Raw genomic sequence first — 14,162 nt, 5'->3', positions numbered from 1 at the left:
AATCGTCTTTTAACTTGTAAAGCAGATGAAGGTTGACCACCGCCAGACCATTTTAAAAGACGCGATGCAAATTTATATTGTGAGCCCGTCTCATCGGTTTCATTATTCTGCTTTTTTTACTCTTTAAGTTTAATGGATAGGCAGGTAAAACTCAGACGGAGATGTGTCATGATGTGTAAGGGTGGCTGTCGGATTGTTGCGCTCTTTTACTGCGATGATACAGAATGTAAAAGAGCGGGAAAGGATGGAATCCGTTTAACGCCACTGTTGCAAACGAGCCATTTGCAAGTGCCTTTCATGTTCGGCTTGATCGACAGTGATGGGGGTAAACTGAATGGCATCGCCAGGCTTTTTCTGTGCCAGCAAAGCGCCGCCAAAGCGTGTCACACAGCCCATTTTAGGGTAGCCGCCAATGGTTTGTCGGTCACGTAACAAAACGATAGGTTGACCGTCCTTTGGGATCTGCACGGAACCATAGGCAATGCCTTCTGAAATGATGCCTTTTGCATCCCCTTGAATGGCATTTCCTTCCAAGCGATAGCCCATCCGATCACTGTTTTGTGAAACCTTGTAATCACTGGAGAAAAAGTGCGCCCTTTGTAAATCCGAAAAGCTACGATACTGATAACCCAATACCAGCGGAATGTCGGATTGACTGTAATCGGGAATCGCAGCACGAGGGACTGACCTTTGTTGGTGCTGATCATAGGCTTGGAAAGGCAGGATATCGTCTTTGTGTAATTTATCGCCTTTGCCGGTTAAACCGCCAATTTTTTCCCGCATCACGGTGGCGATACTGCCGAGGGTTGGCTCACATTGAAATCCCCCTTTCACTGCCAGATAAGCACGCAATCCCCAAACGGGCTGTTGAAAGCTTAAGACATCGCCTTTTTTCACCGCGTAGGTTTGCCACGGCGTTAGACTTTTTCCATTTAATGAGGCGTCTAAGTCAGCGCCCGTTAACGCCACGCTGGTATTGGCTTGGGCTTCTAGAGACAGCATGCCGAAGGTGATTTCCAGTTGTTGGGCGTTATCATCATTGTCTAATAACGCATTGGCCCAACGAAAAGCCAGCTCATCCATAGGACCACCTGTTGTGACACCAATCGCTTGATGACCGTGGCGGCCTAAGTCTTGTAGTAAGGCAAGCATGCCTGGTTTGATTACTTTAAAAGCCATCCAGATTGCCTCCTTGAGCCAAAAAGTCTTGTCTTGAAATGGGTTCAAATCGAACCTTATCGCCCATGGCAATTAGGGCCAAATTTTCGCTTCCCCAATCGACTAATTTAATCGGAGTTCGACCTATGATCTGCCAGCCTCCCGGTGTGACGCTTGGGTAAACCGCAGTTTGGTTTTCAGCAATGGCGACACTGCCAATTGGCACTTTTAAACGTGGCGTAGTTTTACGTCCTATATGGAGTTGCGCTGGGGTATTGCCTAAAAACGCAAACCCTGGCGTAAAGCCGATGGCGTAGGCGCGATACAAATTGGCACTGTGTTGCTCTATGACGTCATTGGTTGATAGGCCGCAGTGAGCCGCGACTTCGTCTAAATCCGGGCCCACTTCAGCACCGTAATACACGGGAATGACAATCTCACGCACATCGGCTTGCAAGGCGTCCTTTGGGTCTAACTTGAGAATTAACTGGCGTATGGCTTTGCAAATGGCAAAACGGTCAAAATGATCGCCATCAAACACCACTAATAAGGTGGTGTAAGAAGGTATTAGATCAATAATGCCAGGTAGGTTCGTCAATTGCTGGCTGACTTGTGCAATGCGATCCGAAATGGCCTCACTGATGGTCTGACTGAAGGTCAGTAAACAGGCATTGTCACTGACCATATCCATGTCGGGTAATAAAGGGGATACAGCTTGGCTCATGGTGTGGTCGCGTTATCTTGATTCGTTACATCGACCAGTTTGCGAATGCGTTTGACCGCATCTACTGCATGGTCACCGTCGCCATGTACGCAAATGGTGTCGGCATGAATGGCCAACGTCTGTCCCGATGCTGTGGTTAAAGTGCCCGTCTCACACAGTTGTACAACCTGTTGTTCAATCAGTTCAAAACTGGCGTGTACGGCATTAGGCTGTTTACGTGGTGTAAGTCGGCCTTCGTCTGTGTATAAACGATCGGCAAAGGCTTCAAACCAGACGTTTAAACCGTATTTAGCGGCCAGTTGTTTGACCTGTTCCGCTTCTGGGACAGCCATCACCATGAGGGTCAGAGACGTATCCAGTTCACTTACGGCTTGCATCACTGTGTCTAAAATCGCAAAGTCGGCCATCATCTGGTTGTACAAAGCCCCGTGAGGTTTCACATAACTGAGCTTGGCATTGTGAGCTTGGCAAATACCCTGTAAAGCGCCAATTTGATATTGAATCAGCGCCTTTAGTTCTACAGGGGCTATGTCCATGTTACGACGTCCAAATCCCACTAAATCAGGATACGCTGGGTGCGCGCCAATGGTGACATCATGTTGCTTTGCCAGCGCGACTGTTTTACTCATGGTGAGCGGGTCTGAGGCATGAAAACCACAGGCCACATTGGCTTGATCGACAAAGGGCATGATCTGTTCATCTTCGCCCATTTTCCAAGCCCCGAAGGCTTCGCCCATATCGCAATTCAATTTCATCTTAATGCATCCTTAAATCCGTTACTGCGAGGCCATTAGTTCTGTGACATGGTCGCTGGTAGATAGGTAACAATTTCTGGGAACACACTGATTAAGGCAATCGCTACACCAATCAACAAGAAGAAAGGCAAAGCGGCTTTGGCTACATACAGAATGTTTTTACCGGTTAAGGCTTGTATGACAAAGAGATTGAAGCCAACCGGCGGTGTGATTTGTGACATTTCCACCACAAGTACGATGAAGATACCAAACCAAAGTAGGTCAATATGAGCGGCTTCTACCATTGGCATAATCACGGCAACCGTCAGTACCACGACCGAAATACCATCTAGGAAACAGCCCAACACCACGAACAACACCGTGAGGTATAAAATCAGTTCCATGGGGGACAAGGAAAGACCGCCTATCCACAGAGCTAAGGCTTTTGGAATGCCTAAAAAGCCCATGGCAAGGGTTAGGAAGTGAGCACCCACCAAGATGAACCCAATCATACAAGAGCTTTTCACAGCGCCGAGTAAGCTCTCGATAAAGCTGTTTCGGCTTAATGATCCTGTCATGGCTGCGAGAATTAATGCACCGGTTACGCCTAATGCGGCGGCTTCGGTTGGCGTAGTGATACCACCATAAATGGAGCCCAAGACAAAACCAATTAGGCCCACTACAGGCAACAGTTTACGCAGCGCTTTGATGCGCATCGGCCAACTGGTGTCATGTTGGTTTTTTTGTGGCAGTTCATCTTTGTGCAGATACCCCCAGACCATAGTAAAGCCCATGAACAAACTGACCAGTAATAGTCCTGGCAAGGCTCCCGCGATGAACAAGCGTGCAATCGAGACTTCTGCAGCCACGCCATAAACAATCAAAATGATGGACGGCGGAATCAACAGACCTAATGTGCCTGATCCCGCTAGGGTGCCAATCGCCATACGTTCGCTGTAACCTTGTTTGCGCAATTCTGGCAAGGTCATACGACCTATGGTAGCGGCCGTTGCCGCTGAGGAGCCAGAGACCGCGGCGAAAATACCACAGCTTAAAATATTGACGTGTAATAGTTTGCCCGGCACGCCGTTTAGCCAAGGAGACAAGCCTTTGAATAAGTCTTCCGACAAGCGGGTACGAAACAGCACTTCACCCATCCAAATGAACAGCGGCAAAGCGGTGAGTGACCAAGCTGTACTGGCGCCCCAACTGGAGGTAGCAAACAACAGATTGACTTGGTAATTCTCGGACAAAATCAGTCCTAGACCGCCAATGGTAATCAAGGTGAAAGACACCCAAACACCAAGTGACAATAGGGCCAACAGAGCAAAAGCTAATAGAATAGCAATCCACATTAAATCCATTAGATTTCCTCCAATTCAAGGGCACTTTCGTGTTCACTGTAGCTAGGTGTTTTGCCTTTCAATAGACTGATTAAGGCATCCAATACCGCTAGATTTAGAGCGATAACACCCACAGCAACGGGGATTTGGGGAATCCATAATGGCACTGGAATGTAGCCGTAAGAGACTTCATCGTAGACATAAGACTCGTATACCATGTAGGCACACGAATAAGATAAGTAACTGATCAAGGCAAGTGATAGACCAAGAATAACGCCTTCTTGCCATTTACGTGAGACAGGAGAGAAACGCTGAATCACAAGGGTCACACGAATATGACCGCCCTCTCTAAAGGTGTAGGCCAGACCTAGAAAGGTCGAAGCCGCTAAAGCATAACCAGCAAAATCTTCCGCAGACGGCACAATGAAACCGAATAAACGACCGACGATTTGCGCCAGCAGCAATAAGGTAATGAGGAGGATGCAAAACCCAGCGAGCAAGCCGGAACAGAGATATAATTTTTCTTTTATTTGGTTCATAGTGTTCACTTTTGATAGAAAAGTCACCGTCTAGCCTACTGACATGGGGGCGAAGAAACCAGACGGTGTGAGAAGGTCAAATACGACGTTTAGATGACCTTCAAGAAAGTGCTTAGTTTTGGTAGCGAGTTAAGATATCGCCAACTTCTTTTGGCGCTTCGGCTTTCCATTCCTCTATCATAGTGGCACCAATCGCTTGCAGCTCATTAAGCAACTCTGGAGACGGGTCGCTTACTTGCATACCATTTGCCGCTAATTTCGCTTTGTCGCTCGCTGCACGCTCCGCTACTTTTTCCCAGCCTAGGGCTTCAGCGTTTTTCGCCGCAGCTAAGATCGCACTCTGGGTGTCTTTATCAAGACGACGGAAGGCGCGTTTGTTCACCACAACAATGTTCTTAGGAATCCATGCTTTGACATCTGTGTAGTAGTTCACATAGTCCCAAGCTTGGCTATCAACACCGGTAGACGGTGAGGTGATCATGGCTTGAATGATGCCAGTACTAAATGCTTGTGGAATGTCTGGTACTTGAATCGTCGTTGGCGTCGTGCCCATTAGATCGGCCAAACGAGAAGTGGATGGACTGTAAGCACGCATTTTTGCACCTGATAAGTCGCTCAACTTAGTCACTGGCATTTTTGTATAAAGACTTTGCGCAGGCCAAGCCACCGCGTACAGCATCTTCATACCGCTTTTATCCAGTTGCTGCTCAACCTGTGGCTTCGCCGCTTCCCAAAGTTTCTTCGCATCATCAAAAGAGGTTGCTAAGAAAGGAATGTTGTCGTGTTTGAACACCGGATGTTCATTGCCCAAAATACCGATGAAGACTTCACCCATCTGTACTTGGCCGGTTTTAACCGCACGAGGAATTTCCGTGTGTTGCACCAAAGAGCCGCCAGAGTGGACGGTAATGTCTAGGTCGCCACCGGTGGTATTTTTGATTTCTTCAGCAAAGCCGTAGGCGATTTGCGTTGGTAGGTTGCCGTCGCCGTAAGGGGTTGGCATGTGCCATTTAGCAGCGTAAGCGGAAGTGGACAGTACACTGCCCAGAACCAGAGCGGTCGTGAGTTTTTTCATTGTTCCTTATCCTTTCGTTGAAGGTTAGTGTTGTTTTGATTGTGTTATAAAGCGCCACCTCGCCTGGGAAGGAAGGCCGCGTAAAGCAAACGGATTAGAGAACCGCCAAATCGGTATCTAATAAATCTGTCACCAGCATTTTGCCGGGGGCATGAGTGATACAGAACGGTGGCTTGGCGTTACGTACAGCGACTTGTGGGGTGACACCACAAGCCCAAAAAACCGGTACTTCACCGTCTTTTACCGAGACAGGATCGCCGAAATCGGGTTGGCTGAGATCCTGAATGCCAATGTCTTCTGGGGTGCCAAAATGCAATGGCGCACCGTGGGCTTTTGGAAAGCGTGTGGTGATTTGAATGGCTCGAATGGCGTCTTTTGGTGTGTAAGGACGCATGGTCACTACCGTATTGCCAAAGAAACGGCCAGCAGGTGTGGTTGGGATCGAGGATTCGTACATGGATACATTGACGTCCTCGGTAATGTTGCGTGGTGTTAGGCCTGCTTGAGATAAGGCATTTTCAAACGAGAAAGAGCAGCCTAAGACAAATACCACCAAGTCATCGCGCCATAGGTCGGCGATGTCAGCACGGCTTTCTACTTTGATACCATCACGGTAAACATAGTATTCAGGCACATCGTGTCGCATGTCGATGTCTTTGCCTAAATCGGGTAAGCGATAATCACCTATTTCAGATACACCAATCAGTGGGCAAGAAACGGGATTTTTCTGACAGTACAATAAAAATTCGTTGGCCCAATCAGCAGGTAAAATAACAATATTGCCTTGCATGGTGCCAGTGGCGAGGCCACTGGTCGGACCGGTATGCGTTTGCTCGCGAATGGCTTGTCGCAGTTCATAAGCTTGCTGTGCGAGTGGCTTTGCCGATGGGTTCATGGGAGAGTTCCTTATTTTTGCACATTTTGTTTTTTCTAAGAGTAGTGTTCCTCGCTATGAAAAGTCTAATCGTGTTTTTTTGGGTTATTTGATCAATTAATTTTATCAAGCAAGGTATTTTCGTATTTTTGCGCGGCTTCAATCGCTAAATCAACGGCCATTTCGGCCAGAGGATTGAAAGGCTCGTCTGAATAGGAGGCTGTAAACTTCAAATCATGAGGGGTCCAAATAGTGTGTATCTTGCGCAGCACATCGTCTTCCAATTCTTTGCTGATCATGATGTCAGGTAAAGTGGCGATGCCCACGGCATCGATTGCCAAACTGCGAATAGCAGCCAGTGACGTTGAAGCGTAAAAGTGTGCTGGGTTGCCTTCTAGGCTACGAAACTTTTGCACAATTTCCGCATAGGGTTTGGTGGATTTTGCGTAGGTGATGATAGGCCAAGGGGTGAGTTCTTCAAGGTAAAGTAAACGCTCAGGCAAACCCAATTTAGGACTGCATACCCAAGAGAGTGCGAAGGTACATAAATCATGGTTGACGATACTTGGCTCAGATATGGGACCCATTAATAAGCCTAAATCCAAGGTTCGATCTTTCACGCCTGCTGCCAATACTGTGGTGATGTCCACCGTCAGTTCGACGTTTAAGTTGGGGGATTTTTTGTGTAAACGTGCTAAGAAGTCCGGTAGCCAAGTGTTGACTATGGTTTCGGAGACCCCCAAACGCAGTACCCCAGAATAGGCCGTGTCTGCCTCAGCACGTTTGCGTAGCTGTTCCGATTGAAACAGGATTTTTTCTATGTAGGGCAGTAACTCTTTGCCTTTTGGTGTCAAAATAATCGGGCTGGAACCGCCCTCTCGTTCAAACAGTTTCACGCCAAGCTCGTCTTCCAGGCCAGAGATTCGGGCTGAAATGGCCGGTTGGGTGGTGTGTAAGCGTTCCGCTGCTTTACGAAAACTGCCTAACGTGGCAACCCAAACAAAGGTTTCAAGACGTTTGTAATTCAAGGCCGACTCCTGTGCAACTTCAGCTGTTATTTATATTTGATTTATTATGTCACCAGTATAAAGCCGAAATGACAGGAGTCCTATGAGGTATTTGTTAACCCAGCTTTTTACGGAAGCGTCGCGAGGCGATGAATAGACCGCACAGAGTAAAAGCGATTAACCAAATGCTGTCCTTTAGCAGCTCGGCTAACATGGCATCGCGTAACACAATGGCGCGTATCATACGCATAAAATGAGTGGCAGGTAGGCACTCGGCAATCCATTGAGCTAGGCTTGGCATGGCTTCATAAGGGAACATGAAGCCGGATAAGAGTATCGATGGTAACAGAATGAAAATGGTCATTTGCATGGCTTGTAACTGAGTTTTTGCCAAGGTAGAAATCACCAATCCCAAGGTTAAACTGGCAAAGATAAACAGCAAAGCGGCGAGTAATAAGCTGCTTAGACCACCTCTTAATGGCACCGAAAACACCCAGTGTCCTATACCCAAAATGATGCCGACTTGCAGCAAGCCCACCAACACATAAGGGATAATTTTGCCTACCATGAGTTCAATGGAGCGAATAGGTGTATTGATCAGGAACTCCATGTTGCCTTGTTCTCTTTCTCTGACGATGGCCGCTGAAGTAAACAGTATCATGGTCATGGTTAAAATCACGGCCACTAGACCAGGGACTATGTTCACCACGGTACGTTGTTCAGGATTGAAAAAAGGTACCACGGCGAAGCTGGTAACAGCTTGTTCTACCTTGCGATTGCCCACTGACTGTAAGGGCATATTTTGTAACGCTTTGATGGTTGAAGTAATGACGGTGTCGGAGCCGTCAACCAGCCATTGCCCAACAGGGCGAGTAAACGCCTGAGTAGCGGCTTTTTGTCCAGAATAATAATTGGGGTGTTGTACGAGACGGCTACCAAAGTCTCTTGGTAAATAGAGAACCGCCCGGACTTCGCCTTTCACTATGGCTTGCTGAGCGCTGTGAATGTCTGAATATTGCTGTTGGAAGTCGATGCTTTGGCTAGCTTCTAAGTCACTTATTAACGCGCGACTTTCACTGCTGTGACTGAGGTTTACTAAGCCTGTGGGAATGTGTCTGGCGTCGGTATTAATGGCGTAACCAAAGAGCAACAGTTGCACCAGTGGAATCATAATCACCATACCGAACGTCATTTTGTCCCGCGATAATTGCTTAAGCTCTTTGCGTAACACGGCATAGATTCTAACCCACATGGCGACCTCCTGTGCTGACCACAAATACATCTTCCAAGTTGGGGCGTGTTAATGCGACTTGATGATCAGGACACAGTCGCTGGATGAAGTCTATTGGTGCGGGTTGGTTGTCTTTGACTAACACACGTAAGTAAGCGCCCACTTGCGCTGCAGAAAGCACACTAGAATGCTGAATAAGGCGCTGTTTAACCTCACGCAGTGCGTTTCCGGATAGTTCAATCACACTGGCTGGCAGTTGCGCCATGAGGTCCTGAGGTGATCCATCGGCACGTTTATGGCCTTTTTCAAGAATCGCCAAAGCGTGACAACGTTCTGCTTCGTCCATGTAATGAGTCGACACGAGAATGCTGGTGCCAGCGGCACTCAGGTCAAACAGACGTTCCCAAAATTCGCGACGATTCTCCGGGTCGACGGCTGACGTTGGTTCATCGAGAAACAGCAGTTCAGGAGAGTGTAAGGTGGCGCATGCTAATGCCAAACGTTGTTTTTGTCCGCCACTCATTGAGCCAGCGTATTGTTTGCTTTGCGCTGTAAGATCATACAGGGACAACAATTCGTCTATACGTTGTCGGGCTCGTTGACCAGTAAAGCCATAAATGGATGCCACGAACTGTAGATTTTCTTTGACACTTAGGGTGTCGTACAAGGAGAATTTTTGCGTCATATAACCTAAACGACGCTTTAGTGATTCTTCATTGCCTTTGAGTGGCTCTCCTAAAATGCGGACTTCGCCGCTGGTGGCTTCTAATAAACCGGTTAGTAAGCGAATAGAAGTGGATTTGCCGCAACCATTGGGGCCAAGAAAACCATAAATACAACCTTTGGGAATGCTCAAATCCAGTTGATTGACGGCGATCTGTTGACCAAATTGCTTGCTCAATCCTTTGGCTTCGATAGCAAGTTGGCTCATGGGATGCGTACCTCTAAGCTCATGCCTGTGGTGAGTGAATCTGCATCCTTTAGCAGCACATCGGTGAGGTACATGAGTCGATCTCGATCTTTCTCATTAAGGGCATAAAAAGGGGTAAAAGCGGGCATGGCTCGAATATTAAGAATTTGGCCAGAAAAAGGTGCCGCAATGCCGTCAACATAGACATCAACTTGGCTACCTTGATGAACTTGATTAAGTGCCTGTGCGGGTAAATACACACGAGCATAAAGGCGCTCATTTGAAAGTAGGCTGATTAATTGTGTGCCGGTCGAGACCCTTTCTCCTTCGTGCCAAGGTAGGCTGTCAACTAGGCCATCATGGGAAGCTTTAATGGTCAGGTCTGATAACACTTGCTGTTGCCAAGTGACCGCCGCCAAAGCATTGGCTACGTCAGCTTGTGCAGCTTGAATGTCTTGCGGTCGAGCGCCATTTTGTAACTCTTTCAGTCTTGCTTGTTGGGCGGACACGGCGGCACTTTTGGCTTCTAGCTGACTTTTTGCTGCGTCTAAATCCGCTTTTCCTATGGCTTTTTTACGGAACAGTTCGCTGCTTCTTTGGTAGGCTAAGGTGGCGTTGTTACTTTCGGCCTGTGCAACATTCAGTTCGGCTCGTGCTGCGGCAATCTGTTCATCTCGGGTGCCAGACAGCAATTTATTTAAAGAGGCTTGAGCCTTGGCTAACTCGGCTTGGCGCTGTTCCAACAAGGCTCGCGCTTTGCGATCATTGAGTTGTATAAGGGTATCACCCACTTGCACGGGCTGCCCTTCGTGAACCCAAATATGGCGAATGGTTTCATTGGCGGTGGCCGATAACAGAATGCGATCTCTTTCTAGTGTGCCCATGGCGATATGTTTCGCTTCTGGTTGGCAACCACTCAGGGCAGATAGGAATGCAATAGAGATAAGAACACGGCACACTTTCATTGGTCTGCTTCCTCTTTTGGGTTGAATAAACCATCTTGTAATAAGGCATGGTTATGTTCTGCGAGTTGCGACAACCAATCTGAGGAAAGCTCAATACCAAGTCCTTGTTGAATGTACTTGGGTGCCAATAAAGGGAAGATCATCAGGCTTAATAAACTGAGGCGAATCCACTCTGGATTTAATGCAGGGTTAATTTTATGCTGCTGGTGCAGTTGTTGTGCCCAGTGTTTTGAGCGCAGCAAGACTTCATCAAAAATGTTGGCCAGTATGCTGAAGGCATCGCCATCGTCATGATGGTTGAAAATTTCTTGTATTAATCTTGGCAAACTTGGATTAGCTGACATCATTCGATAATAAGTCTGCATTAAGGTGAGAGGCGTTAAAGCTGCTTCACTTTGACTGTGCTGACGGAGCAAACTGAGCATGGGAGACAGGGTGTCTTTTACCATGGCTTCGAACAGATTGGCCTTAGAGCCAAAGTAATAACGAATCATGGCCGCGTCAACGCCAGCTTTTTGAGCAATTTGACGGGTAGAAATCTTACGATATCCGTAGCGACTGAAGCTTTCTCGTGCCGCGTCTATGAGTGCTTGGCGTGTATCTTGCTGATCCCCTTTGGGGCGTCCTACTTTGCTAGTCATGAGCAGTCCCTGTTGTTATTCATCACGTGATGAATATAGGTCTTTTCGGCGCACTGTGAAATGAATTAAATTCCTCGCATTGCTTGCTTTTGAGGAATTTGTCCACACACTATGAGGCAAGATCAGACTTGCTGTGCCTTAGGATATGAGGCGATGAATTGGATAATTAGACTATGAATAAATTGGTGTCTTTGTTGTTAAAAGGCTTGGTGGCAGTATTGCCGATCGGCTTAACGCTTTACCTTATCTATTGGTTACTGTCGACTGGCGAGGCGTTGGCGAAACCGCTGATCTTGTTGTTTATTCCAGAAAATTATTATTTTCCGGGTGTTGGTTTAACAATGAGTTTAGCGACCTTAGTCTTGGTTGGTTTGCTGGTGAATCTATACGGCATTCGCTATCTGGTGAAACTCAGCCATAACCTGTTGGAGCGCATTCCGTTAGTTAAGTCCATTTATGGTGCTTTTAAAGACATGATGATGGTCTTTAATTTGTCTGAAAAAAAGGACATGAAAAGTGTGGTGTCTTTGGAGTGGAATGGCGCACAGGTGATTGGTTTTGTGACGGGCGAACAAACCGGAAAAAGCTTGTTTCCTGATCAAGGTTTAGTGGGCGTGTATGTGCCATTGAGCTACCAAATTGGTGGCATCACCTTGTACATTCACCGTGACCGGTTAACCGAGTTGGATATCGGGGTAGAGGAAGCCATGCGACTAACATTAACGGCTGGTGTACAAAGTCAGAAAGGGGCTTCAGAGTAAGCTGATTATGTTTGACCTCTTGGTGATCTGAGGGAATTTCATTATCATGCCTTTCCTTTTGAATTGAGTGGGTAGTCATGAAGAAAAATGTCATGGTGATTGGTGCCGGTCCAGCCGGATTAATGGCGGCTGAAACAATGGCAGCGGCCGGTCATCAGGTTCATGTGTACGATGCGAAGCCCAGTGCCTGTCGAAAGTTTTTATTGGCCGGTGTGGGCGGAATGAACATTACGCACTCTGAGGGTTATGACGACTTTATTCAACGCTACTATGACAAAGCAGAATGGTTGGCGACAGCCGTACGTCAATTTGATAACCAAGCTCTACGGGACTGGATTCATGGCCTAGGGGTAGACACCTTTATAGGCAGTTCTGGCCGTGTCTTCCCAACCGATATGAAAGCTGCGCCTTTGTTACGACATTGGTTGTCGCGCCTGCGCGAAGCCGGTGTGGTATTCCATATGCGTCATAAGATGCTCTCTCTAACATCAACCAGCGCCACCTTTGATCATCAAGGTGAGACAGTGACAGCGCAAGCGGATGCGATTGTCCTTGCGATGGGGGGAGCCAGTTGGCCAAAACTGGGTTCAGACGGGGCTTGGCAATCTGTACTCGCTGAACAGGAGGTTACCCTATCGCCTTTGCGCAGTGCCAACTGTGGTTTTTACAGTCATTGGAGTGAGCATTTGCGTAGCAAATTTGCTGGTAGTCCATTAAAAGGTGTCGCCTTTACGATGACCTTAGCCAGTGGTCAGACGGTCAGCAAAAAAGGCGAATGTATCGTCACCCAAGATGGCATGGAAGGCAGCTTAATTTACGCTTTTTCAAAGTACCTGCGAGATGACATTGAGGCGCAAGGGGAAGCCAGTTTGTCCATCGATTTACTGGCTGACATCAGTGAGCAACAGTTGGTGGCCAAGTTATCCTCTCGAAAAGCGAAAGAGTCCTTCAGTAAATACTTAAAACGCAGCGTGGGTCTAAGTGGGGTTAAAGTCGCTTTATTGCATGAGTTGTTTACTAAACAAACGTTATCGACGCCCGATGGGCTAGCTCACGCTATTAAACATTTACCGGTTTCTTTTTATCAAACCAAACCGATTGACGAAGTGATCTCCAGTACTGGTGGTGTGTGCGAAGTTAGTCTCAACGACGATTTAATGTTAAGCAAAATGCCTGGTGTGTTTTGTGCTGGTGAAATGTTGGATTGGGAAGCGCCAACTGGCGGCTATTTGCTGACGGCTTGTTTTGCGACTGGACGTCTGGCTGGGCAAGGTGTGTGTCGTTGGTTCACGACAAAAGCTTGATACTGAAAGCTGTTTTGTGTTTAAGGAAAACGCCCAGCATGACTGGGCGTTTTATTGTTAAGTGGCTAAGTGTATTGCTTTGCCTACGGTCTTATCCGCTTAGGTTTAGTTGCTGTATTGCAAGGCCGGCTCACCAAAAGCATATTGCACGCCAATCGATGCCACGTTATCTAAGTAATTGTCTTCAATGTCTTTTACCAAACGGAAGTCGGCTCGTAGGCTAACATCTTGGTTGAGCGCGTATTTCACACCACCACCGGCATTGATGAACAAGTTAGTGCTGGAGTCTGTACCATCTACATCCGTTAAACCAACCCCGGCGGCCAAATAAGGCGTTAGATCCACTTGAGTGAATTTTGGCAAGCTATACAAACCGTCGACTCTGTATTGATCTAAATCGTGATCACGACCACGTTTTCTCGCATCGGAATGCAGGTAAGTAGCTTCGATGGCAAGTGGGCTATTAAATTGGTAACCAAGACCAAGGGCGTAAGAATGGTCATTGCCTGCGTCACGATCATTGTCTGTGTTGTAGAAGCCGAGACTTGGGGTCAAGGTGAAGCCAGGTTTGCTTGGCTCGGCATAAGCCATGGTGGTTAAAGTTGAAGCCATTAGGACTCCGCTGAAAAGAGTACGTTTAGTAAATGAAATCGCCATGTTGATTCTCCTAATGCACTGAATTTAGGAACACTCGTTGATGGATTGTGTTCCGCTTCAGGTTTTAGATTACGCTCTTTAGGTCAGAAATAAAGTGAGTGAAAAAGTAGGAAAAACAAAGGGTTGAATGCTATTTATGTATTCCTGACAGAGGCTTTACTTGGCGAGAGAGTTATTTAGCTAAATGGGCAGCAAGTTTGCGGTTAAGGTGTAGGAATTCGGATTTAAATTACAAGAAT

The 14,162-nt window shown here is 47.2% G+C and carries 15 protein-coding genes; 2 read left to right on the top strand and 13 right to left on the bottom strand.

Features of this window, described 5'->3' with window-relative positions; genetic code table 11:
* Nucleotides 1-255: 255 nt before the first annotated feature.
* The 12 genes from DFP76_RS01710 to DFP76_RS01655 form a co-directional block, all read right to left on the bottom strand.
* Nucleotides 256-1,179 (bottom strand): 5-oxoprolinase subunit C family protein, encoded by a 924-nt coding sequence (locus tag DFP76_RS01710; RefSeq protein WP_113872952.1) that lies wholly within the window; start codon nucleotides 1,177-1,179, stop codon nucleotides 256-258.
* Nucleotides 1,169-1,882 (bottom strand): 5-oxoprolinase subunit PxpB, encoded by a 714-nt coding sequence (gene pxpB, locus DFP76_RS01705; protein WP_113872951.1) that lies wholly within the window; start codon nucleotides 1,880-1,882, stop codon nucleotides 1,169-1,171. Before pxpB ends, DFP76_RS01710 begins: the two co-directional genes overlap by 11 nt.
* The gene (locus tag DFP76_RS01700; RefSeq protein ID WP_113872950.1) at nucleotides 1,879-2,637 is read right to left on the bottom strand and encodes a 5-oxoprolinase subunit PxpA; all 759 of its coding nucleotides are present in this window, start codon (nucleotides 2,635-2,637) and stop codon (nucleotides 1,879-1,881) included. Before DFP76_RS01700 ends, pxpB begins: the two co-directional genes overlap by 4 nt.
* Before the next feature lie 35 nt (nucleotides 2,638-2,672).
* Nucleotides 2,673-3,980: a TRAP transporter large permease gene (locus tag DFP76_RS01695; protein ID WP_113872949.1), complete on the bottom strand. Its 1,308-nt coding sequence runs from the start codon at nucleotides 3,978-3,980 to the stop codon at nucleotides 2,673-2,675.
* On the bottom strand, nucleotides 3,980-4,498 hold the full coding sequence (locus DFP76_RS01690; RefSeq protein WP_181799773.1) for a TRAP transporter small permease: 519 nt from the start codon (nucleotides 4,496-4,498) through the stop codon (nucleotides 3,980-3,982). Before DFP76_RS01690 ends, DFP76_RS01695 begins: the two co-directional genes overlap by 1 nt.
* A gap of 112 nt (nucleotides 4,499-4,610) precedes the next feature.
* Nucleotides 4,611-5,573, bottom strand: a complete 963-nt coding sequence (locus DFP76_RS01685) for a TRAP transporter substrate-binding protein (RefSeq protein WP_113872948.1) — start codon at nucleotides 5,571-5,573, stop codon at nucleotides 4,611-4,613.
* Between the two features lie 94 nt (nucleotides 5,574-5,667).
* On the bottom strand, nucleotides 5,668-6,468 hold the full coding sequence (locus DFP76_RS01680) for a putative hydro-lyase (protein ID WP_113872947.1): 801 nt from the start codon (nucleotides 6,466-6,468) through the stop codon (nucleotides 5,668-5,670).
* A 92-nt stretch (nucleotides 6,469-6,560) separates the two neighbouring features.
* Nucleotides 6,561-7,475: a LysR family transcriptional regulator gene (locus DFP76_RS01675; protein ID WP_113872946.1), complete on the bottom strand. Its 915-nt coding sequence runs from the start codon at nucleotides 7,473-7,475 to the stop codon at nucleotides 6,561-6,563.
* Between the two features lie 94 nt (nucleotides 7,476-7,569).
* The gene (locus tag DFP76_RS01670; RefSeq protein ID WP_113872945.1) at nucleotides 7,570-8,706 is read right to left on the bottom strand and encodes an ABC transporter permease; all 1,137 of its coding nucleotides are present in this window, start codon (nucleotides 8,704-8,706) and stop codon (nucleotides 7,570-7,572) included.
* Nucleotides 8,696-9,616: an ABC transporter ATP-binding protein gene (locus DFP76_RS01665; RefSeq protein ID WP_113872944.1), complete on the bottom strand. Its 921-nt coding sequence runs from the start codon at nucleotides 9,614-9,616 to the stop codon at nucleotides 8,696-8,698. The genes DFP76_RS01670 and DFP76_RS01665 overlap by 11 nt, the downstream gene beginning before the upstream one ends.
* On the bottom strand, nucleotides 9,613-10,560 hold the full coding sequence (locus DFP76_RS01660) for an HlyD family secretion protein (protein WP_113872943.1): 948 nt from the start codon (nucleotides 10,558-10,560) through the stop codon (nucleotides 9,613-9,615). Before DFP76_RS01660 ends, DFP76_RS01665 begins: the two co-directional genes overlap by 4 nt.
* Nucleotides 10,557-11,201, bottom strand: a complete 645-nt coding sequence (locus tag DFP76_RS01655) for a TetR/AcrR family transcriptional regulator (protein WP_113872942.1) — start codon at nucleotides 11,199-11,201, stop codon at nucleotides 10,557-10,559. The genes DFP76_RS01660 and DFP76_RS01655 overlap by 4 nt, the downstream gene beginning before the upstream one ends.
* Before the next feature lie 173 nt (nucleotides 11,202-11,374).
* Between DFP76_RS01655 and DFP76_RS01650 the strand changes: the two genes are divergently transcribed.
* The gene (locus DFP76_RS01650) at nucleotides 11,375-11,962 is read left to right on the top strand and encodes a DUF502 domain-containing protein (RefSeq protein WP_113872941.1); all 588 of its coding nucleotides are present in this window, start codon (nucleotides 11,375-11,377) and stop codon (nucleotides 11,960-11,962) included.
* A 77-nt stretch (nucleotides 11,963-12,039) separates the two neighbouring features.
* A complete protein-coding gene (locus tag DFP76_RS01645) occupies nucleotides 12,040-13,266 on the top strand; it encodes a TIGR03862 family flavoprotein (RefSeq protein WP_113872940.1) in 1,227 nt (408 codons plus the stop codon).
* 105 nt (nucleotides 13,267-13,371) lie between these two features.
* On the opposite strand, the gene DFP76_RS01640 is transcribed toward DFP76_RS01645, so the two are convergent.
* Nucleotides 13,372-13,878: a porin family protein gene (locus DFP76_RS01640; protein WP_245931838.1), complete on the bottom strand. Its 507-nt coding sequence runs from the start codon at nucleotides 13,876-13,878 to the stop codon at nucleotides 13,372-13,374.
* Nucleotides 13,879-14,162: the final 284 nt, after the last annotated feature.

This window comes from Marinomonas aquiplantarum (assembly GCF_003314975.1).
Lineage (GTDB): Bacteria > Pseudomonadota > Gammaproteobacteria > Pseudomonadales > Marinomonadaceae > Marinomonas > Marinomonas aquiplantarum.
The sequence above is the reverse complement of the archived record's forward strand: the minus strand, read 5'-3'. Positions and strand labels throughout refer to the sequence as shown.

Coding starts and splice junctions, on each gene's coding strand:
- DFP76_RS01710 (WP_113872952.1), bottom strand. CDS start 1,179: ATGGCTTTTAAAGTAATCAAACCAGGCATGCTTGCCTTACTACAAGAC.
- DFP76_RS01680 (WP_113872947.1), bottom strand. CDS start 6,468: ATGAACCCATCGGCAAAGCCACTCGCACAGCAAGCTTATGAACTGCGA.
- DFP76_RS01700 (WP_113872950.1), bottom strand. CDS start 2,637: ATGAAATTGAATTGCGATATGGGCGAAGCCTTCGGGGCTTGGAAAATG.
- DFP76_RS01670 (WP_113872945.1), bottom strand. CDS start 8,706: ATGTGGGTTAGAATCTATGCCGTGTTACGCAAAGAGCTTAAGCAATTA.
- pxpB (WP_113872951.1), bottom strand. CDS start 1,882: ATGAGCCAAGCTGTATCCCCTTTATTACCCGACATGGATATGGTCAGT.
- DFP76_RS01645 (WP_113872940.1), top strand. CDS start 12,040: ATGAAGAAAAATGTCATGGTGATTGGTGCCGGTCCAGCCGGATTAATG.
- DFP76_RS01660 (WP_113872943.1), bottom strand. CDS start 10,560: ATGAAAGTGTGCCGTGTTCTTATCTCTATTGCATTCCTATCTGCCCTG.
- DFP76_RS01685 (WP_113872948.1), bottom strand. CDS start 5,573: ATGAAAAAACTCACGACCGCTCTGGTTCTGGGCAGTGTACTGTCCACT.
- DFP76_RS01690 (WP_181799773.1), bottom strand. CDS start 4,498: ATGAACCAAATAAAAGAAAAATTATATCTCTGTTCCGGCTTGCTCGCT.
- DFP76_RS01695 (WP_113872949.1), bottom strand. CDS start 3,980: ATGGATTTAATGTGGATTGCTATTCTATTAGCTTTTGCTCTGTTGGCC.
- DFP76_RS01655 (WP_113872942.1), bottom strand. CDS start 11,201: ATGACTAGCAAAGTAGGACGCCCCAAAGGGGATCAGCAAGATACACGC.
- DFP76_RS01665 (WP_113872944.1), bottom strand. CDS start 9,616: ATGAGCCAACTTGCTATCGAAGCCAAAGGATTGAGCAAGCAATTTGGT.
- DFP76_RS01650 (WP_113872941.1), top strand. CDS start 11,375: ATGAATAAATTGGTGTCTTTGTTGTTAAAAGGCTTGGTGGCAGTATTG.
- DFP76_RS01640 (WP_245931838.1), bottom strand. CDS start 13,878: ATGGCTTCAACTTTAACCACCATGGCTTATGCCGAGCCAAGCAAACCT.